The organism is Bacillus sp. AM1(2019), assembly GCF_009906915.1.
Taxonomy (GTDB): Bacteria; Bacillota; Bacilli; order Bacillales; family Bacillaceae; genus Bacillus; species Bacillus velezensis.
In genome coordinates this window covers 949,105-972,888 of record NZ_CP047644.1, presented here as the reverse complement: position 1 = coordinate 972,888, position 23,784 = coordinate 949,105, and the positions used below count along the sequence as shown (strand labels likewise).

The following is a 23,784-nucleotide window of genomic DNA, read 5'->3' as shown; positions in this document are numbered from 1 at the left end:
TTAGCGCTCTATCTATTATTTTTCTATAAGAGAATGAACCATCGATCTGCTGTTAAGCTTCTTCAGCTTCAATGACGATTGAGGAATCATTGTACACCGCGGTATCGGTTTCCTTCGTCATTTTACTTGTTAACAGCCCTGCGGTCATACTGCCGCTGACATTTAAGGCGGTGCGCCCCATGTCAATTAACGGCTCAATTGAAATGAGCAGCCCGGCAAGCGCGACAGGCATGTTCAAAGCGGATAGGACGAGCAGAGCCGCAAATGTCGCGCCGCCCCCCACGCCTGCTACACCGAATGAACTGATTGCCACGATGGCGATGACGGAGATGATAAATCCCGGTTCAAACGGGTTTTGCCCTACTGTCGGCGCAATCATCATCGCGAGCATCGCCGGGTAAATGCCGGCACAGCCGTTTTGACCGATCGATAAACCGAATGAACCGGCGAAGTTCGCAATTCCTTCCGGGACGCCCAAGCTTTTTTGCGTTTTAATATTAAGCGGCAAAGCCCCTGCGCTTGAACGGGACGTAAACGCAAACACCATGACAGGAAATGCTTTTTTCACGTATGTGATCGGATTTAAACCGCTGAACGTAATCAGCAGCAAGTGAATGATAAACATGACGATAAGCGCGGCGTATGAAGCGATCACAAACATCCCCAGTTTCGCAATGCTGTCGATGTCGCTTGTCGCGATCGTCTTTGTCATAATCGCCAATACCCCGTAAGGCGTCAGTCTTAAAATTAATGTCACGACGCGCATAATAATCGCGTATACCGCATCGACAATTCCGCTGAATGTCGCAGCGTGCTCCGGCTGCTTCCGTTTCACGCCCAGAAAAGCGATGCCGAGGAAAGCGGCAAAAATAACGACTCCGATGGTGGAAGTCGGTCTGGCTCCCGTGAAATCAAGAAACGGATTTCCCGGCAGAAGCTCAACGATTTGCTGAGGCATCGTTTTGGCCGTCATATCCTCAGATTTTTGCTGCAGCTCCTGGCCTCTTGATAACTCGGTGCTTCCCTGGTCGATATGGACGGCTTTCAGATCAAAAGAAAGCGCCGAAACAATTCCGACTGCCGCGGCAATTGCTGTCGTAGCGATCAAAATTCCGATGATCAGTCCGCTGATTTTCCCGATGTTATGGGTCAGTTTCAGCTTCGTAAATGCGCCGAGAATAGAAATAAAGACTAGCGGCATGACGATCATCTGAAGCAATTTGACATAACCGCCGCCGGCGATATTAAACCAATCAGCCGTTTGTGTCACAATATGTGAAGCCGGCCCGTAAATCAATTGCAGTGCAAAACCGAATACAATGCCTAGTCCGAGCGCGGTAAAGACACGTTTAGAAAAGGAAACGTGTTTTTTTTGCATGACAAACAGACCTGCTATAAGCAAAAGCATAATAAAAACATGTAAGACTACAAATAAATTCTCCAAAACAGGTAAACACTCCCTTGCTCATTATCCTTTAACACTATATTATATCAATTCCGATCGGTCAAGTAAGGATTGACAATATATGTATTTTTATTGATTTTTCTCTTTTCTTTCCACCCTTTCTCTAGTAACTTATATAAGGGTGATTGTTATGCTGAAGGAACTGTTTCTTAATTTAACGATTTTAATCACATTTAATTATCTGTTCACCCTTCTTTTTAAAGAGTCGCTTTCGTATAAAGAAGACCGTCCGATGTTTCAATTACTGAAGGGGACGGTCTGCGGGCTTTTAGGGGTTTTTCTGATTGTTTTCGGCTTTTCTTACTCCGATTCCATCATTGATCTCAGAAATATCCCCATTATCATCGCCGCTCTTTACGGAGGCTGGGTGTCTACGGCAGCCGCCTTTGCGATTATCGTCGCAGGCCGTATCCTGATCAATTTCAATGCCAGCGCCATTTTTTCCATCGCCGCAGTCGGGGTTATTGCGATACTTTCTGCGGCCGTCCTCAGAGGAAAAAAGCCGGATCACAAAAAGGCGTTCGTTATGCTGCTTTTTTCAAATGTTATTTTCACCCTGACGCTGCTGTTTCTTATGCCTGAACAGCCTGCCGGGGCCCTCGTTTATTATTGGCTCATTTCCGTCTTGGGCGGAATGCTGTCACTGTATATCATCAAACACGAAGCCGATGCCCGCGTTTTGTTCAAGCAATACAAGTTTCAAGCGAATTATGATTTTCTGACGGGGATTTTTAATAAGAGAAAATTCGAGGACGTCTCGCGCGTTCTGTACGATCGGGCGTCTCAATCCCCCTCGTCTCAGCTCGCGCTTATTTATTTGGATATTGATCACTTTAAGCAGATCAATGATCAATACGGCCATTATGAAGGGGACCAAGTGCTGAAGGAACTGGGGGCACGCCTGAGGTTCTTACTCAGCAGTTCTCATACGTCAGCCCGCATCGGCGGGGAAGAATTTGCCGTGCTTATGCCCAATTGCACGTATACAAAAGGGCTTCACCTCGCAGAGGAAATCAGGCACACGATTGACGCGAACCCGATTCTGCTGACGAGCGGAGATACAATTCCCGTGACCGTTTCCCTCGGCATCGCGCATTATCCGACAAATACACCGGATCCTCAGACATTGCCCCTGATCGCGGACCGGATGCTGTACAAAGCGAAAACATCAGGGCGCAATCAAGTGTGCAGCACTGAAAAAAAAGAATGATCGCCCGAAGAGGAAATCATTCTTTCTTTTCAGTGAGAAAGCCGCCCCTCAGGAAAACGGGAATCAGGCTGCCCTCATATTCTTTTTCAATCAACGCCGCGGTATCATCTGATTGATACAAAGACAGGAGTTTTTGCATCCGTTCATCATCTTTATCCTCAGCTCTGACGGCGATCAGATGAATATACGCTTCTTTCATTTGCGCCGATCGGATCAGCGCGTCCTTCTCCGCATGAAATCCTGCTTTTTTCGCCTCGCTTTGACTGAGAACTGCTGCGTCAGCATGTTCCGCCGCCTGATAGGCGTTCTTTTTTGTTTCCGTTTTTAAGGTCAGATGCTTCGGGTTGTCCTTGATCATATCAGTTGAACCCGTACCGGTGAATCCCTTTTTCAATGTAATCAGTCCGGCCTCCTGCATGAGAAAAAGCGCCCTGCCGAAGGCCGCCGCTTCATCAGGCACGGCAATGACCGCTCCGTCCGGTATATCCTTCAGCCGTTTATGTTGCTTGGAATACACCCCCAGCGATGCCGCATATGTCGTTCCTAAAGGAGCCAGCTTCTTTTTCACATGAGGCGGCAAAGATTGAAAATAAGAAACGGATTGAAACGCATTGGCGTCGAGATCCCCGCCGGCAAGCGCCAAATCGGCCTCGGCATAATCCGAAAACGTTACCAAAGAAAGCTGCAATCCTTCCTCACCGGCTTTTTTCGCGACAAACTCCCAGATCGATTGATCAGATTCATTGATTCCGATAGTAATTGTCCGGTTCCCGACAGGATAATGGCATGAAGTAAGTGACATGATCAAAATGAAAAGAAACAGACTGTTTATAAGCCGCAGGTTCAAGTTGACCTACTCCCTATCTATTTTTATGTACAGAGGCTGCACCATGGTATTCGGGCTCATGATTACCTACAATACCGATTAAAAAAAGGGTTGTCAATTCTTCCTTAAGAGGCTGCAAAGCGGTTTTTATCAGCTGAAAATGGGCTGTTCTAGTCTCAAATCAGATTTCCGTATCAGAGCGTTCCCCTCTTAAAACATGTTATTTCGAAAAAAGTTACATTTAGCAGTTGTTTTTTCTTCGAATTACTGGTAGAGTAAAGGTAATTATTTTTGTTCGAACTATCTTTAAGAAGAAAGTTTTGTAAGAGTTTTCGTCTTGGAAGTTTGTTTTAGAGCAAGAATAGTGAATTTAAGCGTTATGTCGCTTTAGGAGGAAATTTCATGTTAGAAGGTAAAGTAAAATGGTTCAACTCTGAAAAAGGATTCGGATTCATCGAAGTAGAAGGTCAAGACGATGTATTCGTTCACTTCTCTGCTATTCAAGGCGAAGGCTTCAAAACTTTAGAAGAAGGCCAATCTGTTTCTTTCGAAATCGTTGAAGGAAACCGCGGACCACAAGCTGCTAACGTAACAAAAGCATAAATTGTTTAAAAACCCTGCCGGTGTACGCCGGCAGGGTTTTTTTTATCTAAAACGAAAAGCTGTTTTGCAAAGGCAAAACAGCTTTTTTATATCAAGTGGCAATATCGCGTTTTAAGAAGACGCCGAATGCGAGCGCCAGAAAAATAACGAAGTAAATCACAAGCATCACAACCGAAAATGTCATCGTCATCCCCTCTACTAAAGGAGTCCCGTTCATATATTGCGATAAATCCGTATTGGCGAATAAAATATATTTGGTCCATTCAAATTTCGTGGCAAGAAATACAGTCGCCGTGTTTCCCATAACCAATAGAAAAATAGAAAATCCGACCGCTAATGAGCTGTTCCGGAATACCGCAGACAGCATAAACGCCATCGTTGCAAGCATAAAAGCGGAGACAGATTCATAGATATATGTTTTAGCGAGGAAGGCGATGATATTTTGCTCAAAAACATGGCCGTCTTTGTATACGAGATGAACATCAGCCGCAGTATCTCCCCCTGTACCGAAAAAGACCAATCCCAGCAGAGCGGAGCCGGCAAATAAAATCACAAGCATCAGCAGTCCGAACAGCAGCACCGTCATATATTTAGAAAGCAAAATCTGAAAACGGCTGAGCGGACGAATGGCAAGCAGCTTGATCGTGCCCCAGTTGAACTCATTCGCCACGATGCCTGCGGCAATGATAATCGTAAACAGCCCGGTCAAAACAGTCATCATCGAAGAATCAGCTACGTATGACCACACTGTGTACCCTGTATCCTCAGGAATATTATGATCCATACGGTATTCATTTATCGCGACATTCTGTTTCAGGTTATCAATGAGCGTCTGGTTTCCGGTTTCCTTCATCTGCTGTTTCATTTCTTTGTTTTCGGCCTGGAGCTCCTGTTTCCAATTCGGATTGGCTTCGCTCGAGGTGAAATGGTTTGACAGAAGCGCAAAACCGATCATCGAAACGCCTAAAATTACAATCATAGCCCACGTGCCGACGCGGCTGAAAATTTTTATCCATTCATTATAGATCAGCTTAAACATATTGAACCTCCTCTTTCGTCCCGCCGGTAATCTCCAAGAAACGGTCTTCCAAAGATTTTGTCATGATTTTCACTTCATATAAGCGGATGTTTTCACGGACGAGCAGTGATATCACATCAGGCACTTCCTGTTTTGACAGCTTGATCTCAATGCCGTTTGTCTTCTTCACACAGTCAAACTGACTCAGAACGGCCAGGGCCTCTTCTCTTTGTTCAATATGGAAGAAGTATGTATCTTTATCCTCTTTTCCTTCATCCCTTACTTTTTGAATATCGACAAGCTCCCCTTTTTGCAGAATGCCGATTCGGTCGCACATTAACTCCATTTCTGACAGCAGATGGCTTGAGACGATGACAGCCATTCCTTTTTCACGTGTCAGCTTTTTCAGATGGTCCCTGATTTCCCTGATGCCCGCGGGATCAAGGCCGTTTGTCGGTTCATCCAGAATCAGCACCTTAGGATTATGCAGCAGGCTTTGGGCGAGGCCGAGACGCTGTCTCATTCCGAGAGAGTAGGTTTTTACTTTGTCATGTATTCTGTCCTGCAACCCGACGAGCTCGATGACCTCATCTATTTTTTCTTTCGTAACGCCTTTTACCATCCTTGCGTACTGCTGTAAATTTTTATAACCGCTCAGGAATTTGTACAGCTCCGGGTTTTCCACGATGGCTCCGACGTGCCTGACCGCTTTTGCATAGTTTTTCGTAATGGATTCCCCGCAGATTACGATGTCTCCCTGAGACAGTTTCATTAATCCGACCATCATTCTGATCGTAGTGGTTTTCCCCGCTCCGTTCGGCCCTAAAAATCCAAACACTTCGCCCGCCCGGACGGAGAAGCTCAGATCATGAATAATCGTTCGTCCTTTTATCGTTTTCTTTACCTGTTGCAGTTCTAATACCATTTCCAATTAGAATCCCCCTTCTATTTCGTGCGCCTGCATGACGCTTCTGTACCATTGCAGCACGGACATTCCTTCCTGTTCCCGGATTTCTTCGACCTCGCGCCGTTCAGCGATTTTCCCTTTTATGAAAACCATCACTTCGTCTAACAGCGTCTCAATCTCGCCGATCTCATGCGTGGCAATGACGACGATCTGGCTGTCAAAATCAATATAAGATACGAGACTGTTGACAATCGACTCTCTGACCGCCGGATCAAGACCTGAAAACGGCTCATCCAGCAGAATGACGGATGCTTTTCTCGAGAGGGCCAAGACGATTTTCAGCCTGCCCCGGCTGCCTTTGGACAGCTCTTTTATCTTCTGCTTCGCTGAAAGATTCATTTCCGTTAATAGGTTATGTGCTTTTTCGAGCTGAAAATCCGGGAATTGCGAATGATAAAATGTGAGCATATCACCGACGGTCGTCCGGGCGGAAAACATATCATGTTCGGTTAAATAAGCCGTACGAAACAGCATGTTCCTGCTTACTGCGCAATCTCCCATCCGGACGGCGCCCGATGTCGGGAACGCAAGCCCGGCAAGCATTTTAAGCGTTGTTGATTTCCCGCTTCCGTTCGGCCCTAAAATTCCGTAGATTTTACCCGGAGACAATGAAAATGATACATCGCTGACCGCGAGCCTGCGGCCGTATTTTTTTGTTACGCGTTCAAAATCAAGATTCATCGTTTGCTTCCTCCGCATATCGTTTGATCCCGTCGAGCATTTCCTCAGGAGATAACCCCAGCTCCGCCATTTCCTGAATAAAGCGTTTGAAAACGTCTTTTGTCAGCCTGTCTTTCAGCTCTGCTTTCAGATCGGATCTTTCCGCTATAAAGGTTCCCTGTCCTCTTCTCGTCTCCACGATCCCCAGCCTTTCCATTTCACTGTACGTTCTTTGTATCGTGTTCGGATTCACTTTCATCTGTACGGCCATCTCCCTTACGGACGGCAGTTTGTCCCCCGGTGAAAGCTCACTTCGGATCAGCCGGTAATATACACGATCGGCAATCTGCAGATAAATCGGCTTGGATGACTGAAATTCATTCTCCATCATTACACCTCAACCTTTCGATTCAGCAGCATAGAGGCCAGCGCAAGACAGAGCGCCGCAAGCACGATCACTGCCAAGAAGCTGAAAAGCGAAATGTGGACGGTTTTCAGCTCCATCGTCCATCCGGTCAATTTTGTATAATGAAAATGAAAATTCGCATACACTTTTACCGGCCATAAATCATGTTGAGATGAAGTGAAAGGCGTAATGATTTTATCGTCAATATAGGTCCAGACAAACGCAAGCACGATGCAGATCACCCAACGGAGGACGGGAACATTTTTTAATGAGTGAAAAACAGTCCAAAATACGGCCACGATCACAGATAAGTACGCTGAACTGATCAGCAGGTAAGCATTCAGTCCGGTTAATGTGCCGGCCAGGGGAATGGCGTGTTCCAGCGCTCCTTTTGCAGAAAGCATCCGGTACATCCAAATGCCGTAACCGGTCAGCGCCAGCTGCCCGATCAACTGATACAGCAGTGAGGCCGTCAGCTTGGAAGCCAGCAGATAAAACCCTCCATTCGGATTGTAAAGCCACAGCTGGTTTTTTCCTTCTTTATGAAGGTGATAGTACATAAAAAGCGGCGCTACAAGAAATTGAAAAAACCCCATTGCCGCAAAAAAGCCGAAAATGACGAGCGGTTCTTTCTGACGGGCAGCGATGACGTGGGCTGCAAGCGCCAAGCAAATCATGCCGCAAAGCCACACCGCGAGCCAAATCCATGAAACCTTCGCATCTTTTTTCAGCAAACCTAAAAACGATGTCATTCTTGCTCTCTCCATTCGGATCAAGTGTATGAGTAACATAGTACACTAGATCATCATGTATTACAATATCTTCAATAAAAAAAAGACAAATCCGCTCTTACGCAGATTTGCCTTTTCAATTACTTCTTTTTGTTTTTTAAGGAGAGCAGCGCATCACGATAGCTGCTATCCTGCATTTTGCCGCCGCTATCAGGATCGTTTGTTTCCCGATCCGTCTCAGAAGTCTTAAACTTCTGAAGCGCCTGACGGTACACATCATCGCCCATTGTATTCTTTTTCTCACGGGGAGATTCAGATTTCACAACGACGGGAGCATGCTCGGCTGAGCGCTCCTCGGCCGGATCATGCTTTTCCGGCTGTTCGGCTGTAGTGCCGATCGCTTCTCTCTTTTCTTCTTTGACATCCTGTCCTGCAGAAGTGCTGCGGACATTGAATGTGATAAGAAGTGCAATCACAATGACAGCAGCAATAACCGCTATAATAATGGCCATATAACCCTCTCCTTACTGTCGTCCGGCAGTTAGATTACCTGTGACTTGGCTGACACGTCTGCCAAGCGCACGGCCTAATTGAAGGCCTTCTTCCGTCATCAGCACATCGCTGTCAACCGGGCATGTGACGCCCGCGCCGTAGTAAGAGCCGTACAGCGCGTTTTCTGGAACGTTGCCGGGAAGTCCGACAACAATCATGCCTTGGTGAAACATAGGAGTGATCAGATTGTGCATTGTCATTTCTAATCCGCCATGTGTTGTCGCCGTCGTACAGAATACGGCGCCGACTTTATCAATCAGCTCGCCTTCAGCCCACAGATAGCCGAGTCTGTCGATCCACGCTTTTAAGCCTGAACTGATGGTGCCAAAGTGTCCCGGGCATCCCCAAATAATGGCATCCATGTCTTTCAGCTTGCGGATGTCTGCTTGATCGACATGGTCGATCAGGACTTCAGCCTCAGCGTTTTCTCGTGCTCCTTCGGCAATGGCTTCAGCAAGGTGTTTTGTATGTTCGCCTTCACTATCGTACACTACGTAAATTTTCATTCAGGAAACCTCCCATTCAGATGATTAAGATTCCTTCACTTCTTTAGGGGCCGGAAGCAATGACAGCTCCTCTTTTTTCTTCGCCCGCTGTTTGTCTTTCCGTACGTCACGCAAGAACAGGCTCAGGACTACGCCGATAACCGCAAAGATCGTCGCCCACATAAACGCGTCATTAATCCCCATAACGTTGGAATTAAGTGAAGCTGTTTTGTAGAGATATGAATAAACGGTTTGTTTCGCCGCATCAAGCGACATGTTCATGTTGACCATTAAATTCGAAACCGCGCTTTGGAACGACTGCATGAAGCTTGGATCAGCCGTGCTCGTTTTATCCGCAATCTGCGAATAGTGCATTGTCGTACGGTTCGTATAAATCGTTGTGATCAAACTTGTTCCGATTGAACCGCTGATCTGGCGGAGCGTGTTGCTCATCGCCGTGCCGTGGCTGTTCAACCGTGCCGGAAGCTGGTTCATTCCGGCTGTCATAACAGGCATCATTAACAGTGACATACCGAATGCGCGGATGGCATAGACAAGCATAATGTGCGTGTAAGGTGTGTCAATTGTCAATTTTGTGTACTGGAATGTCGTTGCGACCGTGATGACCAGCCCGATAATCGCAAGCGGTCTCGGACCGATTTTGTCAAACAGAATACCGGAAATCGGCGACATGATCAGCATGACAATCGCGCCCGGCAATAGCAAGAGGCCCGATTGCAGCGCCGTAAAGCCGACTAAGTTCTGCAGGTAAATCGGAAGCAGGAACATTCCTGTGTAAAGCGCAACGGTAATAATGATGTTAATCACACTGGAAAGTGAGAAAATATCATATTTAAATACCCGGAAGTCGAGCATCGGTTTTTCAGAGCGCAATTGCTGGATGACAAACGCGGCAATCGCGATGACACCGACAATGACGGTAGACAGCACGATCGGATCTCCCCAGCCGTCGCTGCCCGCTTCACTGACTCCGTAAAGCAATGAGGCAAATCCGACAATGGATAGAATCGCACCCAAGCTGTCGAGTTTGATTTTTTGCGGTTCCACCAAGTTCTTAAAGAGGAAGAACGCTATGATAATAACGATTGCCCCGATCGGAACAAGGCCGTAGAACATAATGCGCCATGTGTAATGCTCGATGATCCAGCCGGAAAGAGTCGGTCCGACCGCCGGAGCAAACATCATCGCAAGACCGAAAATCCCCATTCCTTTCCCCCTGCTTTCAGGCGGGAAGATAAGCAGAATGGTTGTCATGACCAGCGGCTGCAGGATACCGCCGCCGACCGCCTGAATTAACCGGCCGATCAGCATGGTTGAGAAGTTAGGCGCGATTCCGCAGACTAACGTTCCCGCTGTAAAACAGAACATGGCTACGAGAAAGAGGCTTCTCTGTCCGAACCGGGTAATTAAGAACGCAGATAACGGAATCAAAACACCGTTGACCAGCATGTATCCGGTCGTAAGCCACTGAATCGTCGTCGCACTCACACCGAACTCGGTCATTAAGTGCGGCATCGCCACGTTAAGAAGCGTTTGGTTCAAGATCGCCAGGAATAACCCGGCCATAAGCACAATAAGCAATGTTTTAGGACTTTTTACTTGATTATCTGATTTAGCCACCTAAGACAACCTCCCTTCATGGTTTGATGACTGATCTGTATTATTCAGAGATTTTTACAGATGCGTTCATACCAGGAAGCACCTTGTCAGATGGGTTGCTGAGTGAAATTTTAACAGGAACTTTTTGCGTTACTTTTGTGTAGTTGCCGCTTGAGTTTGAAGAAGGCAGCATATCAAATGTTGAATTTGTCGCATAACCGATTTCTTCTACTGTTCCGTCAAATGTTGTATTAGGGTCGCCGTCAACAATTACGTCTACTTTGTTTCCTACTTCAATGTCTCTAATGTCTGTTTCTTTAATGTTTGCAGTGATGTAAAGGTGTTTCATGTCAATTTCCTGGGCAATTGTCGTACCGGCTTGCACCATTTGGCCGTTTTTCACTTCGTTTTTCACGATTGTTCCATCCATGATGGCTTTTACGTCAGCATTTTGCTGTCCTTTGATTTTTGCAACAACGTCGTTTTTGCTTACTTCTTTCCCCTCATCAAGGTTCCAGTCAGTTACTTTACCCGCAGCAGGAGCTGTGATAGCAGCCATGTCTCCGGCAACTTTTGCTTCATCGGTTTTTACATAGTGTGTGCTTTGATAATAGTAGTAAGCACCTCCGCCTATAATTGCAAGAACAACAATCAAACCGATAATGTTGGTCAGAATTAAACGTCCTCTGTTCATTTTGTTTTCTCCTTTCGTTTCTTCCTCTATCATTTTGTGGAATGATGATAAAAATATGTGGGGATTTTTTTATTTTCCGTTTTTCACTGCACAGCCGTTTGCAAGCTTCGTTAAACTTTCCGCGAGCTTGCGCAGGTACTGCAGTTCAGCGGTATTGAGCTGCCGGTATAAGACCGCCGCTTTTTCGGCATATTGAACAGCAGCTTTCTTTAGAAGTTCTTCCCCCTCTTCGGTTAACTGAATCATAACAACACGCCGGTCGTCGTGATAGTCGCTCCGAACCATTAGGCGGCGCTTATACAGAATATCGGTCATTCTCGTGACAGACGCCGGTTTCAGATCAAGCGACAAAGCCAGCCTTGAAAGCTGCGTGCTTTTGCTCTTATGTATTTTGAACATCAGCAGATACTGCAGTACTGTAATATCAAAAGGTTCAAGAACTGTCTCCAGAATCATTTTCTGCTTTTTGTAAATCGATCTGGAAGTATCAAACAGTTGTTCAAAACTGAGCAAAGCGAGCTCTGATTCAATCACCGTATTTTCACCTCATTCCCTTAATAATAGTTCACAAGATAAAATATTAATAAATGAAAGAAGGTTTGTAAAGAGAAAAGTTTCATTTTTTAAGGATTTTTTTTATGCCGTTTTTTCTCTTTATTTTTAATTTAAAAAAGCCGAGTGAAGAACCGCGGCCGCACGATTCTTCACTCGGCTTTATATTTAATACGATGCTTTGCTTACACCGGCTTCCTCATTTTTAAAAAAGCTTTTCAGCGCTTGAAATACGTCTGATTTCTGTTTCAGGATGTAGTATTTAAATTTATCATCTTTGACATTTTTATAGGCGGACATGAGGGTGGAATGCCTGTTATATTGATTGACCTCACCGTAACAGAACAGATTCGATTTTTTCATGATGTCATTGACGAGCTTTACGCACCGGGCGTTATCCGAAGTCAGGTTATCTCCGTCTGAAAAATGAAACGGATAGATGTTGTAGCGGGCGGGGTCATATTTTTCATCAATTAATTCAAGAGACTTCCGATAAACGGAGGAACAGATGGTGCCCCCGCTCTCGCCTTTCGAGAAAAAATCTTCTTCCGACACAACCTTCGCTTCCGTATGGTGGGCGATAAATTCGATATCAACCGTTTCATACTTTGTCCGTAAAAATCGTGTCATCCAAAAAAAGAAGCTCCTCGCCATATACTTTTCCCATACGCCCATCGAACCGCTTGTATCCATCATGGCTAAAACGACAGCTTTCGATTCCGGCTTCGTCACATCATTCCATGTTTTGTATTTCAGATCTTCCGGATAAATAGGATAAAACGACGGCTTGCCTGTCATGGCGTTTCGTTTATAGGCCGACAGCATCGTCCTTTTCTTATCGATATTCCCTGTCAGCCCGGTTTTCCGGATATCATTGAACTCGATATCGGTATGGACGATATTGTCCCTTTCCTTTTGCTGCAGATTCGGCAGTTCTAATTCCTGAAACAGCGCTTCTTCCAGATCCATCAATGAAACTTCCGCTTCATAATAATCCTCGCCTGCCTGATCGCCGGCTCCCTGGCCTTTTCCGGCACCCTGCTTTTTATCTGCGCCGTCTCTTGCGACGACATCGCCGACTTCGCTGTCGCCGTCGCCTTGGCCGACATGTTTATTTTTATCATAGTTATAACGGATTTTATATTCATCAAGCGAACGAATCGGGATTTTCACGACATCTTTTCCGTTGGACATAATAATGCTTTCCTCAGTGACAAGGTCCGGAAGGTTGTTTTTTATCGCTTCCTGTACTTTCTTTTGGTGGCGCTGCTGGTCGTCAAAGCCTTTGCGATGGAGGGACCAGTCTTCCTCTGAAATCAAAAAATTTCCGCTGTCATTACGGGACATGAATTCCCCTCCTTAACCGTTATGGTCGTTTTACATGTGTATTCCGGCTTGGTCCTGTTTATGAAACAAGTCCGGCGAAAAGATTTATTTTTATCTTATGCCGGCCGGACTCTCCAATTGACAAACAATTGCGAAAAACAGACAAAAGAACCCGTCCTTTTACAGACGGGCCTCTCAATGAAATCAAACATCAGCGGTTTAACAAGCTTCCGACATACTTCAGCAGTTCATTAGCGCTAGTCGAATTATAGCCGTGTTCATCTATTAATCTTGCCACTACCTCATTGACCTTTTTCAGCTGCTGCTCATCCGGCGTTTTGGTGGAGGTCGTAATTTTCACCACATCTTTTAAGTCTGCGAACAGCTTTTTCTGAATCGCTTCGCGGAGTCTTTCGTGCGAATTATAGTCAAAGCGTTTTCCTTTTCTTGCATATGCGGATATGCGGATTAAGATTTCTTCGCGGAACGCTTTTTTCGCGTTTTCTGAAATGCCGATCTGCTCTTCAATGGATCTCATCAGTTTTTCGTCAGGATTCATTTCTTCTCCCGTCAGCGGGTCGCGGAGCTTATTTTTATTGCAGTACGCTTCCACATTATCTAAATAATTGTCCATGAGAGTTTTCGCGGATTCTTCATATGAATAGACGAACGCCTTCTGCACTTCCTTTTTGGCGATGTCATCGTACTCTTTTCTGGCGGCGGAAATAAAATTCATATACCGCTCTTTGTCCTCGGCGGAGATGGACGGATGCTGGTCGAGTCCTTCTTTTAAGGAACGCAGCACATCAAGCGAATTGATCGATTCCATATTTTTTCTGATAATCGTTGAGGAAATGCGGTTGATGACATAACGCGGGTCAATTCCGCTCATTCCTTCATCATGGAATTCCTTCTTCATATCCTCAAGATCAACGGAATTGTAACCTTCAACGCTTTCTCCGTCATAGAGCCTCATTTTTTTGACGAGATCAATATCAGAGCGGTTCGGTTCCTTCAGCCTGGTCAAAATAGAAAACATCGCGGCCACTTTTAATGTATGGGGGGCGATGTGTACGTCAGAAACATCACTTTCAGAAATCATTTTTTCATAAATCCGTTCTTCCTCTGACACCTTTAAATTATAAGGAACAGGCATCACGATGATCCTGGAGTGAAGGGCTTCATTTTTCTTATTGGCAATAAACGAGCGGTACTCCGTTTCGTTCGTATGCGCAACAACCAATTCGTCGGCGGAAATGAGCGCAAACCGTCCGGCTTTGAAATTCCCTTCCTGCGTGAGTGACAGAAGGTGCCACAGAAATTTTTCATCGCATTTCAGCATTTCCTGAAACTCCATCATTCCGCGGTTCGCTTTATTTAATTCACCGTCAAACCGATAAGCGCGCGGATCTGATTCTGAGCCGTATTCAGCAATCGTTGAAAAATCAATACTTCCCGTCAAGTCGGCGATATCCTGTGATTTCGGGTCAGACGGGCTGAAGGTTCCGATTCCGGTACGTTTATCCTCCGAGAAGAATATACGTTCAACCTTTACATCCTCAATTCTGCCGCCGTATTCTTCTTCAAGCCGCATGACATTAAGCGGAGAAAGGCTGCCCTCAATTCTGATGCCGTATTCTCTGTAGAAGTCGTCGCGCAGATGATGGGGAATGAGATGGAGAGGATCTTCATGCATCGGGCAGCCTTTAATGGCGTAAACAGCGCCGTTGTCTGTCAATGAGTAGGCTTCAAGCCCTTTTTTCAGCATGGTGACAAGAGTTGACTTTCCGCCGCTGACGGGTCCCATCAATAGTAAAATCCGTTTTCTTACATCGAGCCGCTTGGCAGCCGGGTGAAAGTATTCCTCCACGAGCCGTTCCAGAGATTCCTCAAGGCCGAACAGCTCCCGCGAGAAAAAGCTGTATGTCTTTTTACCGTCATCCTCCTCGATTCCGCTGTCTTTTATCATATTAAAAACGCGAGAATGAGCAGACTGCGCGACCAATGGATTTTCTTTTATGATCTCCAAATAATCAGCGAACGTCCCTTCCCATTTGAGACGCTGCTCTTCCTCTCTGTACTTTTCAATTTTCTTTAATATATCCATAAGAACCTCCTCTATCATGGTTAATGCACTAGAAATAAGGTACTTTGTTACAATCTATGCGGTGACGTGATAATACATGCTTTTCGTTTCTTAAAAATAAAGACGTTATAAGGCCGTCATTGACAAGGGTCCAGTGCACCGTTCATAATGAAAGAAATACAGTTTCATCCAGACTCGGACATCAAATGGAAAAGCAAAGAGGAGGAGAAATGATGAAAACGATCATTTTACTTGGGGTCATTCTCACTTTTTTAGTATCCATTTTTACGGCGGGTTACGACAGCAAACCTGAAAACAAATAACGGCAAAAGGGTGCTCTTCATCAAGAGCACCCTTTCCTGTACAACATAACAATGTTTCACATTTGAATATGTTCTTGGACTGTTGATTTTTCATGAGATTTGCAGCTTGTTTGATACTCGATTTTTCCGATTTTGCAGCCCGGGCCGATTTCCACATGCTTTCCTCTGACGATGTCCGCTTCCGTGTATTCGAGGTAAATTGCGTCCCCTTCGATCAATTCAGCAGAAAGCGTGCCGGCTTTCCGTTTAAGAAAACCGGGTTTCCGTCTGACGGTGATCGATGTGCCGCCGATTTCTTTCACGCGGCTTCGGTCATAACGCAAATGGATGTTTACGTCCCCCGCGTTTAACAATCCCGCCACATTGATACATCCTGTTACATGAAGCAGCTCCGTCTCGCAATCGCCGCCGACTGTGAGACTGCCTTTTATATGACACTGCTCTCCCGCGGCCCCGCCGCCAATTTCAGCAAGTCCTTTCAGCCTCATCGTGGCGAAACGCATGGAGCCGCCGACTTTCAATGTGCCCATCACATTTGCTGAACGTGCTGATAAATCTCCTGCAACTTCATGCTCTCCGAAAATTTTCAGCCTGTTGATCTCGGCATCTCCGAGAAAAAGTCCCGTACCGAATATCCGGCAGCGTTCGCTTTGAAGTCCTTCGCCGACAGTTCCTTCCCCTTTAATGCTTACATTTTGGTAGGAGCCGCCGGAGGCGTGTCCGGCTCCGTACATTTTTAAATGACTCAATTTTTTTGTCGTTTCCATCGCAGTTCCTCCTATCGTTTCACGACTTTGTTAACCAAAGCGGAAGGATCACATGTAAAATCGCCGCTGTATTCCACAGTCCCAATGGTGCAGCCTGCGCCGATCCGCACATGATTTCCGCGGACTGTCTTCGCGTTCGTGTCCGCCAATTCAATGATGTCACCTTCAATCAGCTCCGCTGTCAGCACCGGGGCGGGCATCAGCTTAAAACGCGTAAGCACGCTCTTTCTGCTCATCACTTTCAAATGGCGGCAGCCGATCTCTTTCACATGGCTTTCTCCCGCCGCCAGCTTAATACTGACTTCATCGGCATTCAGCAGGCCGCCGATCTTGCATTTGCCTTCCGAACGGAACGTCTCTGTCTCGCAATCGCCTTCAATCCCGGCTTTCCCGGATATGAAAATATCATCAGCTTTCACACCGCCGCCGAAAGATGAAAATCCCGCGACGTTCAGCCGCTCCGTTTTGACATCACCTTTAATGACACCCGTTCCGTTGATACGGATGGATTCAGCTTCGGCACTGCCGGAAATTTTCCCCGAACCGCTGATCGTCAGTGTTTGCGTCTTGACATGTCCGTCTGTTTTTCCGCTGCCGTTAAACAAAAAGCTCGCGCACTCCACATCACCTGACACCGTGCCGCTTCCGTTGATCTCCACTGTATGAAAACGGCCTCCTTTTGAACTTCCTGAACCGTTGATGATTAATTTATCTGTTACTTCCATTGATGGTCCTCCTGCATCCATTTCGTTTTTAATTCTTCCGATGCCGCAGCAAGCGCCACCCGTTCAACCACTTTGACAGTCGGTTCAAATAAAATATGTTCCGCGTCTGCGATGAAGCACGTCGTTACGCCTAGCTTTCGGAGTATGACAAGCTGCGTATTCGCTTTCAGCTCGGAAGCCTCATACGTTTTCAGCACCCCTGCCGCCAATTTTCCTTCCTCAAGGCTGATATTGCCCGATTGCAAAAGCCCTTCAAGCACATATAAAGACAGCAGCGCGCGGGACGCGAATGTCACGCCGTCTTCGCCATAAACCTGCAGCGCGGCTTTTGAAATCAGTCCCTTTTGAAGCAGCTCCGCAGACGTTATATTGACATCAGTCATTTGCGGAGACAGCATTTCTCTCATTTCATCCAAAGACAGATTTTCTTTCATTTTCTGTATTTTTGAGATGCGTTTTAATATTTCCGCTCTCGGAAAAAATGTTTCCTGGCCTGTAAATGTTGATTTTCGGATAAACCATTCTTCAGGAATTAAATTTTTCCGTTTCCAGCGGTACAGCTGCCCGTATGAAATTGATGTTTCTTCCAGCAATTCTTTTTTAGAAATCAATTGTTCCTCCATGAATCCAGCTCCTTCGATGAATGCATTGTAACATAACACTGTTACGTTGTTAAGCCCATAAATATAAAAACGCCGTGAACCGCTGCTGTCCGTCTTTTTTATTCAATAAAAAAACGCCCGGATGCGGGCGCTTTTTTCACGTCAAATCTCTGTAATTTTGCTGGCGCAGCGCTTCATATACAAGAATCGCGGCCGTGTTGGACAGGTTTAATGATCTCACATGCTCGGTCATCGGCAGACGCAGGCAGCGGTCCATATTGTTTTCGATCAATTCTTTCGGAAGTCCGCTCGTTTCTCTGCCGAATACGAAGAAAAAGTCTTCCTCCGTATTTGAGTAATCAAATGATGTGTGCGGCTTTTGGCCGAATTTTGTAATGAAGAAAAACTTTCCGTTCTCATATGCCTCAAATAACTCTTCCAATGAATCATGATATACGACCTTGACGAACTCCCAATAATCGAGTCCGGCGCGCTTCAGCATTTTATCATCGGTCGAGAATCCGAGCGGGCGGATCAAATGAAGCGTTGTGTCTGTTGCCGCACAAGTACGTGCGATATTTCCCGTATTGGCCGGGATTTCGGGTTGATATAAAACGACATGTAATGCCACGATGTTCACCTCTGTTTTTTATTCCGCCCACCATTATATCATTAATTACTCTTTTGTCGTATCATCCGTAATATGAAAAAACGCATATCTGATGGAAGGAGTATACGCCGTTGAATCCTCATATGACCAATATCTCATTCTGCTGTCATACGTTTGGGCATTGACAAGCGGCATATTGCTTTTATCTTTCGCGACCACGATCGCCGTATGATTAAAACGGCCGTCCCCTTCAAAATCATAGCAAATGATATCTCCGGGCATCAGTTCTTCAGCTCTTGATACTTGCACCGCGCGAAGCCCTGCCTTGGATTGGGCCAGATACATCTTCATCGAATGCGCGACCGTCCAGCTGTAGCTCCACGAGCTTGCCTTCATCCACCAGCCTGAGCCTCTGTTCGGATGCCCCCGCATCGGTGCTTTTCCGGCATGTAAACATTGGGAAATAAAATTGGTGCAGTTGTCGCTGAAATTTTTATAAGCGGGATTTCGTTTATTCCAAAACTTCTCCGCGTACTGCACGGCAGCCAGACGGTCGTATTGAAACGCCCGCCCGAAATCTTCCCGTTCACTCCGCTCATATTCAATTACGCTGTTTCCGTCAGAAAATCCCGCCGGTTTTTTCTTTACTTCCCGGTCTTTAATCAAAAGCTGATCATAGAGAAATGCAGTCCGTTCCTCAATCTGCTCTTCTAAGTAAAGGTGTCCGTCATGCTCCTTGCACAAATATTCGAAATGAATCGTGTACATGACGCATAACGTGCCGTCGTCCTCAAGGCTGCTTTTGACAATGACGGCTTTTGCCTTCGCTTTCACGATGTCAACTTTCCGTTTTTCAAACAGCTCTTTTTTTCTCGTCAGGACCTCAAGATCGCCGGGCTGCCCATTGTGCCTCATCTCGGTTCCGTTGATTAAATAATGAAGCCGGGCCTCCGCTAAATCTTCAATAATATGCTTCAAGCGCTCCACCCACCATACTGTTTTATAAAGAAAAACACTTGAACTCACGCCAAGTGCTTTTTCTCTATACATATGTCAGGACCGGCCGGTTTTAGTCTTATCAGAAACCGATAACAGCTCCAGTCCCTTTTCAATTTCCCGTATAGCTTCCTCATCCTGCTCCTTTTGAAGCGCTTTTTCTAATTCCCCCGCATAATCAGGATCACCGATTTTCCCGATGGCCCAGGCGGCCGTCCCCCTGATGACGGGGCGCGGATCTTGGTGCATCAAGGCCGTTAATTCCGGAAGAGACGAGGCATCTTTAAAATGAGCCAAAGCTAAAATCGCATTCCGCTGTATCGGCTTCTTGCCGCGCCATGATCCCGATACATGTCCGAATTTTTCTTTGAATTCGCGGTTGCTTATGGTCAAAAGCGGCTTTAACAGCGGCTTTGCGATTTCCGGATCAGGCTCCATCTGCGGATGAAGATGAAAATCTTTCCCCTTATTAATCGGACAGACCGTCTGGCACGTGTCACAGCCATACAGACGGTTTCCGATTTTCGTGCGGAACTCATCCGGCAAAAATCCCTTTGTCTGGGTCAGGAACGAAATACAGCGCTGGGCGTTAAGCTGTCCGGGATTGACGAGCGCGCCGGTCGGACACGCGTCTAAACATTTTGTGCACGTACCGCACATATCTTCAATCGGCACATCCGGTTCAAAGGGCAGATTGGTGATCATTTCAGCCAGATAGACGTAAGAGCCGTATTCAGGCGTGGTGATCATGCAGTTTTTGGCGCTGAAGCCGATTCCCGCCCGTTCAGCCACGGCCCTGTCGGACAATTCTCCTGTATCCACCATTGACTTTGTGCGGATATCCTCATGTTTGCTTTGGAGAAAATTCTCCAGCAGATCAAGCTTTTCCCTCAGCACGTCATGATAATCCTTCCCCCAGGAAGCTCTGCAAAAAATGCCGCGCCGCCCGTCCCTCGTGCTCCTCGGCGCATCTTTCATTTTGGAAGGATAAGCAAGGGCGATGGCGACGATTGATTTGGCTTTCGGGAGAAGCAAAGACGGTGTAACCCGTTTTTCAATATCCGGCTCTTCAAACCCGGATAAATAGCCGAGTGATTCCTGAAGAATCAGCCGGTCCCGCAGACTGTCGAACGTATCAGCCGTCGTAAACCCGATTTTGTCGACTCCTATGCTTTTGGCGTATTCGATTAATTCCTCTTTCAGTTTATGAATATTCATTTTTTGCACAGCCTCCTTTCTTTGTGATCAGGCTCCCGCACAGGTATAATAGAGTTTTATCATCCCGAAATGGAGTGAACACACTTGAACATCAGTTTAGATCCACTTATTGCTGAACGGGTGCCGGGGATCAAAGCGGCAGCCGTCTTATATGAACAGATCGAAGTCGGGCCTGCTCCGCAAATGCTGAAAGGCCGCCTCCGTTTATTTCAAGAATCTCTTTACTTTGATTATGCTGACGGGGGTATAGAAGAGCAGCCTTTTGTACAAGAATGGGCGCGTATGATGGAACAGCTCAGTCCCGCCTTTTCAGGACAAAAAACGCCGATGGAGCTTATGCTCGGCGATATTTCCCGGGAACGATTCATTGAAAGTGTGAATTCAGCCCATGATACCATACTTTTTTTCTCCTTGAAATATTCATTGCCTATCATGACGTATGACGCCGCAGAAATAGATGAACCGATTTCAATTAAAATCGGAGAAAAAGAAAGCGTACTGTCCTTCTCCGGCCCGGATGGTGTTTTCGGCGACTTCACCGGACATATCAATACCCGCCCGGTCACGCCCGGCACAAAGAAAATGCTGCAGCTGATCTTTTTCCCGCCTTCATTTCATGCCGACGCGGCGGATGAGCTGCTATCATCCTTAACAAAAATGTTTGAACAAATTCACGGAGGCACGCATACCGTCTCTTGGCTTTCATAAAAAGACACGCCTTTCGTGTCTTTTTTCACATAAAAAAACGCAATACTTCGTTTATCAGAGAAACGAAACACTGCGTTAATAACGTATGTATGGAGCGGGTGATGAGAATCGAACTCACGACATCAGCTTGGAAGGCTGAGGTTTTACCACTAAACTACACCCGCATCAAAATTAATTTTTGTCAGTACCGATTTGATGTTTCTAATATTACATGTTTATTTTTTTTTCGTCAAGGGAATGTTAAAAAATTTGTCGAAAAAAATTCTTTTTTTGTCCACATGTTAAGTTGGGTTTACATTTTGTTAAGAGTCTCATACAATATAAAAAAGAAAAAAACTTGAGGTACGCCTGATGATGAAAAATAAAGTAAAAGAGCTGAGAGCCAGATTCGGCTATTCTCAGGAAACGCTCGGAAAAGAAGCCGGAGCCACCAGACAGACGATTGCAGCGATTGAAAAAGGAGATTATGTGCCTTCACTTTTATTGGCGCTTAACATCTGCCGGGCTTTCTCCCTGCCGATGGAGGAAGTGTTCTGGCTGGAGGAGGAGAAAAAATGAGTTTGAAAAGAAAAGCGTGTTTTCACCTTGCACTCTACGGATTGGCCTGCTGGACGCTTATTTCCTTTATGGAAGCGGCGCCGCGGATCGCTCAGTTTTTCCAAACGGAGGGGAGCGGTTCATTTGAGCTGAATATCACGCCGTTTCTGCTGTTTACCGTTTGTACCGCATTATATATCTATACTGAAAAGAAAAAACGGAACGGCAAAAAGCACAGGCTTGTGCCCGATGAATTTGAGGAACAGGATGAAAGAGAACGGATGATGACGGCTAAAGCTTGCCGTTCCTCGTATATCGCCGTTTACTTCTCATTGCCGGCCGCAGCCGTTCTGCTTTTGTTTTATCCGCTTATTCAGCCGCATCTTCCCTTTTTTCCGATTCTTTTGATTTTCATTCTGATGATGATTCAGCATTTGGCTTATGCTTTCACTTTTCATAAGCACGGCAAAAACTCCGGTTCATGACAGATCCGGAGTTTTTTACTTTACCAGCTCGCTTTTTTCACCCCGGGAATCCGGCCTTTATGCGCCAGCTCCCTGAATGCGATTCTGGACAATTTAAATTTTCTCATATATCCGCGGGGCCGCCCCGTCACCGTACAGCGGTTATGAAGCCTGGCCGGAGCAGAATCACGCGGCAGTTTGCTCAGCGCTTCCCAGTCTCCTTTTGCCTTTAATTCTCTTCGGATGTCCGCATATTGTTCAACAAGCTTCTGCCGCTTGAGCTCTTTGATCACTTTTGATTTTTTGGCCATTTCAGCACTCCTCTCAAATCGCAATTATTACGTTTTGTATCATATCATCCATATGAGTATCGTGCAAGCTAAGCGCTTAAAAAGGCGGGTGAATACCCGCCTTCACTGCCGGCATTTCCCCGGAAATGAATCCGCAGAAAGCGCCCGCCGTCAATTATCCGCCTTGCGACGTCATCAGACTGTCGCTTTATTTCCTCTTGCAAAATGGTCGTTTCCCATTGCTTCACCCAGTCTGCGCTCAAGCTTTTTAGTCCGTTCATTCTGAAACGGCAGAAGCGGAAACACGAGTTCAGCCAGATAATAAGCTTCTTCCAGATGCGGATAGCCTGAAAAGATAAACGACTCAATGCCGAGTGCCTGATACTCTAAAATTCGAGCAGCGACGGTCTGCGGACCACCGACAAGCGCCGTGCCCGCTCCGCCTCTGACCAGTCCAATGCCGGCCCAGAGATTCGGGCTGATCTCAAGCTTCGAGCGGTCACCGTTATGGAGATCGGCCATCCGTTTTTGTCCCGAAGAATCAGCGCGCCGGAGCGCAGCCTGCGCTTTCGCAATCGTCTCTTCGTCTAAATGGCTGATTAATCGTTCAGCCGCTTCCCATGCCTCTTCCTCAGTCTCCCGGACAATCACGTGAAGTCTGATGCCAAAACGCATTGTCCTTCCTTCCTTGGCAGCCTGTTTTTTAACGGTTTCAATCTTTTCTTTTACCTGCTCCGGCGGCTCTCCCCATGTTAAATAGACATCTGTATGTTTCGCCGCAGCCTCAATTCCCGCCTGTGATGAACCGCCGAAATATAATGGCGGATGCGGAGACTGTTTTGGCGGAAACAGCAGATTGCTGTTTTCCACTTTGATATGGTCCCCTTCATATGTCACCGTTTCGCCCCGCATGAGTCCGCGCCAGACGGTTAAAAATTCTTCAGTCGCCTTATAACGTTCATCGTGGCTGATAAACATGCCGTCTCCCGCCAGTTCATAAGGATCTCCGCCCGCTACGACATTTACGAGCAAACGGCCGTCTGACAGCCGGTCCATTGTCGACGCCATTCTCGCGGCGACAGACGGCTGCATCAGTCCCGGACGGACCGCCACTAAAAATTTCAAGTCACTCGTTTCCCCCGCTAAAGCGGCAGCCGTCAGCCACGGGTCTTCACATGATCTCCCCGTCGGCAGCAGAACCCCCGTATACCCGAGTCTGTCCGCCGCCTGTGCCACTTGCTTAAAATAAAGATGATCCGCCGTTCTCCCTCCCGTTTGCGTCCCTAAATACCGGCCGTCACCATGCGTCGGAATAAACCAAAGAATCTCCATATGAATCTCTC

General features: G+C 46.4%; 27 protein-coding genes and 1 tRNA gene. 5 read left to right on the top strand and 23 right to left on the bottom strand.

Features of this window, described 5'->3' with window-relative positions:
• Window positions 1-52: 52 nt before the first annotated feature.
• Complete coding sequence (locus GNE05_RS05035) at window positions 53-1,444, bottom strand: L-cystine transporter (RefSeq protein ID WP_160182525.1); 1,392 nt, start codon at window positions 1,442-1,444, stop codon at window positions 53-55.
• Between the two features lie 151 nt (window positions 1,445-1,595).
• Between GNE05_RS05035 and GNE05_RS05030 the strand changes: the two genes are divergently transcribed.
• Entirely contained in the window at window positions 1,596-2,675 is a 1,080-nt protein-coding gene (locus GNE05_RS05030; RefSeq protein ID WP_071392064.1) for a GGDEF domain-containing protein, read from the top strand.
• 16 nt (window positions 2,676-2,691) lie between these two features.
• Here the strand turns inward: GNE05_RS05030 and GNE05_RS05025 are convergent, their stop codons facing one another.
• Window positions 2,692-3,522, bottom strand: coding sequence for a MetQ/NlpA family ABC transporter substrate-binding protein (locus GNE05_RS05025; RefSeq protein WP_160182524.1), 831 nt, complete (start codon window positions 3,520-3,522; stop codon window positions 2,692-2,694).
• Between the two features lie 381 nt (window positions 3,523-3,903).
• Here GNE05_RS05025 and cspB point away from each other — a divergent pair, with 381 nt between their 5' ends.
• The gene (gene cspB, locus GNE05_RS05020; RefSeq protein ID WP_003155376.1) at window positions 3,904-4,104 is read left to right on the top strand and encodes a cold shock-like protein CspB; all 201 of its coding nucleotides are present in this window, start codon (window positions 3,904-3,906) and stop codon (window positions 4,102-4,104) included.
• A gap of 91 nt (window positions 4,105-4,195) precedes the next feature.
• Here the strand turns inward: cspB and GNE05_RS05015 are convergent, their stop codons facing one another.
• The 18 genes from GNE05_RS05015 to queG form a co-directional block, all read right to left on the bottom strand.
• On the bottom strand, window positions 4,196-5,143 hold the full coding sequence (locus GNE05_RS05015) for an ABC transporter permease (RefSeq protein WP_160182523.1): 948 nt from the start codon (window positions 5,141-5,143) through the stop codon (window positions 4,196-4,198).
• Window positions 5,136-6,053, bottom strand: a complete 918-nt coding sequence (locus tag GNE05_RS05010) for an ABC transporter ATP-binding protein (protein ID WP_101287889.1) — start codon at window positions 6,051-6,053, stop codon at window positions 5,136-5,138. The genes GNE05_RS05015 and GNE05_RS05010 overlap by 8 nt, the downstream gene beginning before the upstream one ends.
• On the bottom strand, window positions 6,054-6,770 hold the full coding sequence (locus tag GNE05_RS05005; protein ID WP_033574454.1) for an ATP-binding cassette domain-containing protein: 717 nt from the start codon (window positions 6,768-6,770) through the stop codon (window positions 6,054-6,056). It lies immediately after the preceding gene.
• On the bottom strand, window positions 6,760-7,137 hold the full coding sequence (locus tag GNE05_RS05000; RefSeq protein WP_031304429.1) for a GntR family transcriptional regulator: 378 nt from the start codon (window positions 7,135-7,137) through the stop codon (window positions 6,760-6,762). The genes GNE05_RS05005 and GNE05_RS05000 overlap by 11 nt, the downstream gene beginning before the upstream one ends.
• A 2-nt stretch (window positions 7,138-7,139) precedes the next feature.
• Entirely contained in the window at window positions 7,140-7,907 is a 768-nt protein-coding gene (locus tag GNE05_RS04995; RefSeq protein ID WP_160182522.1) for a hypothetical protein, read from the bottom strand.
• Between the two features lie 119 nt (window positions 7,908-8,026).
• Window positions 8,027-8,398: a hypothetical protein gene (locus tag GNE05_RS04990; protein ID WP_014417269.1), complete on the bottom strand. Its 372-nt coding sequence runs from the start codon at window positions 8,396-8,398 to the stop codon at window positions 8,027-8,029.
• Between the two features lie 12 nt (window positions 8,399-8,410).
• Entirely contained in the window at window positions 8,411-8,944 is a 534-nt protein-coding gene (locus GNE05_RS04985) for an NAD(P)H-dependent oxidoreductase (RefSeq protein ID WP_003155386.1), read from the bottom strand.
• Between the two features lie 24 nt (window positions 8,945-8,968).
• On the bottom strand, window positions 8,969-10,564 hold the full coding sequence (locus GNE05_RS04980) for an MFS transporter (protein WP_003155387.1): 1,596 nt from the start codon (window positions 10,562-10,564) through the stop codon (window positions 8,969-8,971).
• Between the two features lie 40 nt (window positions 10,565-10,604).
• Window positions 10,605-11,270: an HlyD family secretion protein gene (locus GNE05_RS04975; RefSeq protein ID WP_007610259.1), complete on the bottom strand. Its 666-nt coding sequence runs from the start codon at window positions 11,268-11,270 to the stop codon at window positions 10,605-10,607.
• Between the two features lie 36 nt (window positions 11,271-11,306).
• On the bottom strand, window positions 11,307-11,771 hold the full coding sequence (locus GNE05_RS04970; RefSeq protein WP_003155389.1) for a MarR family transcriptional regulator: 465 nt from the start codon (window positions 11,769-11,771) through the stop codon (window positions 11,307-11,309).
• Between the two features lie 186 nt (window positions 11,772-11,957).
• The gene (yhbH, locus tag GNE05_RS04965; protein ID WP_017417325.1) at window positions 11,958-13,136 is read right to left on the bottom strand and encodes a sporulation protein YhbH; all 1,179 of its coding nucleotides are present in this window, start codon (window positions 13,134-13,136) and stop codon (window positions 11,958-11,960) included.
• 190 nt (window positions 13,137-13,326) lie between these two features.
• Window positions 13,327-15,222 carry a serine/threonine protein kinase PrkA gene (prkA, locus tag GNE05_RS04960; protein ID WP_003155391.1) on the bottom strand — a complete coding sequence of 632 codons (1,896 nt, stop codon included), beginning with the start codon at window positions 15,220-15,222 and terminating at the stop codon, window positions 13,327-13,329.
• Between the two features lie 358 nt (window positions 15,223-15,580).
• Window positions 15,581-16,291 (bottom strand): hypothetical protein, encoded by a 711-nt coding sequence (locus GNE05_RS04955; protein ID WP_014417267.1) that lies wholly within the window; start codon window positions 16,289-16,291, stop codon window positions 15,581-15,583.
• Window positions 16,292-16,302: 11 nt separating this feature from the next.
• The gene (locus GNE05_RS04950) at window positions 16,303-17,016 is read right to left on the bottom strand and encodes a polymer-forming cytoskeletal protein (RefSeq protein ID WP_017417324.1); all 714 of its coding nucleotides are present in this window, start codon (window positions 17,014-17,016) and stop codon (window positions 16,303-16,305) included.
• Window positions 17,007-17,639 (bottom strand): YhbD family protein, encoded by a 633-nt coding sequence (locus GNE05_RS04945; RefSeq protein ID WP_021494891.1) that lies wholly within the window; start codon window positions 17,637-17,639, stop codon window positions 17,007-17,009. The genes GNE05_RS04950 and GNE05_RS04945 overlap by 10 nt, the downstream gene beginning before the upstream one ends.
• Before the next feature lie 136 nt (window positions 17,640-17,775).
• Window positions 17,776-18,258: a tRNA (uridine(34)/cytosine(34)/5-carboxymethylaminomethyluridine(34)-2'-O)-methyltransferase TrmL gene (gene trmL / locus GNE05_RS04940; RefSeq protein WP_101536285.1), complete on the bottom strand. Its 483-nt coding sequence runs from the start codon at window positions 18,256-18,258 to the stop codon at window positions 17,776-17,778.
• Window positions 18,259-18,294: 36 nt separating this feature from the next.
• Entirely contained in the window at window positions 18,295-19,206 is a 912-nt protein-coding gene (locus GNE05_RS04935) for an amidase domain-containing protein (RefSeq protein WP_012117141.1), read from the bottom strand.
• Between the two features lie 75 nt (window positions 19,207-19,281).
• Window positions 19,282-20,442, bottom strand: a complete 1,161-nt coding sequence (gene queG / locus GNE05_RS04930) for a tRNA epoxyqueuosine(34) reductase QueG (RefSeq protein ID WP_015239452.1) — start codon at window positions 20,440-20,442, stop codon at window positions 19,282-19,284.
• 84 nt (window positions 20,443-20,526) lie between these two features.
• Between queG and GNE05_RS04925 the strand changes: the two genes are divergently transcribed.
• Window positions 20,527-21,150, top strand: a complete 624-nt coding sequence (locus tag GNE05_RS04925) for a hypothetical protein (RefSeq protein ID WP_072588930.1) — start codon at window positions 20,527-20,529, stop codon at window positions 21,148-21,150.
• 90 nt (window positions 21,151-21,240) lie between these two features.
• On the opposite strand, the gene GNE05_RS04920 is transcribed toward GNE05_RS04925, so the two are convergent.
• Window positions 21,241-21,314 (bottom strand) — tRNA-Gly (locus tag GNE05_RS04920).
• Window positions 21,315-21,504: 190 nt separating this feature from the next.
• Here GNE05_RS04920 and GNE05_RS04915 point away from each other — a divergent pair.
• Both GNE05_RS04915 and GNE05_RS04910 read left to right on the top strand, forming a co-directional pair.
• Complete coding sequence (locus GNE05_RS04915; protein ID WP_003155407.1) at window positions 21,505-21,708, top strand: helix-turn-helix transcriptional regulator; 204 nt, start codon at window positions 21,505-21,507, stop codon at window positions 21,706-21,708.
• Window positions 21,705-22,172 carry a hypothetical protein gene (locus GNE05_RS04910; RefSeq protein ID WP_160182521.1) on the top strand — a complete coding sequence of 156 codons (468 nt, stop codon included), beginning with the start codon at window positions 21,705-21,707 and terminating at the stop codon, window positions 22,170-22,172. The genes GNE05_RS04915 and GNE05_RS04910 overlap by 4 nt, the downstream gene beginning before the upstream one ends.
• Before the next feature lie 20 nt (window positions 22,173-22,192).
• On the opposite strand, the gene rpsN is transcribed toward GNE05_RS04910, so the two are convergent.
• Window positions 22,193-22,462 carry a 30S ribosomal protein S14 gene (gene rpsN / locus GNE05_RS04905; RefSeq protein ID WP_007610245.1) on the bottom strand — a complete coding sequence of 90 codons (270 nt, stop codon included), beginning with the start codon at window positions 22,460-22,462 and terminating at the stop codon, window positions 22,193-22,195.
• A 174-nt stretch (window positions 22,463-22,636) separates the two neighbouring features.
• A complete protein-coding gene (gene ssuD, locus GNE05_RS04900) occupies window positions 22,637-23,773 on the bottom strand; it encodes an FMNH2-dependent alkanesulfonate monooxygenase (RefSeq protein WP_160182520.1) in 1,137 nt (378 codons plus the stop codon).
• Window positions 23,774-23,784 lie beyond the last annotated feature (11 nt).

Excerpts from the sequence above, each read along its gene's own strand:
- GNE05_RS04945 (WP_021494891.1), bottom strand. The coding sequence starts at position 17,639 with ATGGAGGAACAATTGATTTCTAAAAAAGAATTGCTGGAAGAAACATCA.
- GNE05_RS05000 (WP_031304429.1), bottom strand. The coding sequence starts at position 7,137 with ATGGAGAATGAATTTCAGTCATCCAAGCCGATTTATCTGCAGATTGCC.
- GNE05_RS04975 (WP_007610259.1), bottom strand. The coding sequence starts at position 11,270 with ATGATAGAGGAAGAAACGAAAGGAGAAAACAAAATGAACAGAGGACGT.
- GNE05_RS05005 (WP_033574454.1), bottom strand. The coding sequence starts at position 6,770 with ATGAATCTTGATTTTGAACGCGTAACAAAAAAATACGGCCGCAGGCTC.
- ssuD (WP_160182520.1), bottom strand. The coding sequence starts at position 23,773 with ATGGAGATTCTTTGGTTTATTCCGACGCATGGTGACGGCCGGTATTTA.
- prkA (WP_003155391.1), bottom strand. The coding sequence starts at position 15,222 with ATGGATATATTAAAGAAAATTGAAAAGTACAGAGAGGAAGAGCAGCGT.
- GNE05_RS05015 (WP_160182523.1), bottom strand. The coding sequence starts at position 5,143 with ATGTTTAAGCTGATCTATAATGAATGGATAAAAATTTTCAGCCGCGTC.
- queG (WP_015239452.1), bottom strand. The coding sequence starts at position 20,442 with ATGAATATTCATAAACTGAAAGAGGAATTAATCGAATACGCCAAAAGC.
- GNE05_RS04990 (WP_014417269.1), bottom strand. The coding sequence starts at position 8,398 with ATGGCCATTATTATAGCGGTTATTGCTGCTGTCATTGTGATTGCACTT.
- yhbH (WP_017417325.1), bottom strand. The coding sequence starts at position 13,136 with ATGTCCCGTAATGACAGCGGAAATTTTTTGATTTCAGAGGAAGACTGG.
- GNE05_RS04910 (WP_160182521.1), top strand. The coding sequence starts at position 21,705 with ATGAGTTTGAAAAGAAAAGCGTGTTTTCACCTTGCACTCTACGGATTG.
- cspB (WP_003155376.1), top strand. The coding sequence starts at position 3,904 with ATGTTAGAAGGTAAAGTAAAATGGTTCAACTCTGAAAAAGGATTCGGA.
- GNE05_RS04915 (WP_003155407.1), top strand. The coding sequence starts at position 21,505 with ATGAAAAATAAAGTAAAAGAGCTGAGAGCCAGATTCGGCTATTCTCAG.
- GNE05_RS04995 (WP_160182522.1), bottom strand. The coding sequence starts at position 7,907 with ATGACATCGTTTTTAGGTTTGCTGAAAAAAGATGCGAAGGTTTCATGG.
- GNE05_RS04985 (WP_003155386.1), bottom strand. The coding sequence starts at position 8,944 with ATGAAAATTTACGTAGTGTACGATAGTGAAGGCGAACATACAAAACAC.
- GNE05_RS04955 (WP_014417267.1), bottom strand. The coding sequence starts at position 16,291 with ATGGAAACGACAAAAAAATTGAGTCATTTAAAAATGTACGGAGCCGGA.
- rpsN (WP_007610245.1), bottom strand. The coding sequence starts at position 22,462 with ATGGCCAAAAAATCAAAAGTGATCAAAGAGCTCAAGCGGCAGAAGCTT.
- GNE05_RS05030 (WP_071392064.1), top strand. The coding sequence starts at position 1,596 with ATGCTGAAGGAACTGTTTCTTAATTTAACGATTTTAATCACATTTAAT.
- GNE05_RS04950 (WP_017417324.1), bottom strand. The coding sequence starts at position 17,016 with ATGGAAGTAACAGATAAATTAATCATCAACGGTTCAGGAAGTTCAAAA.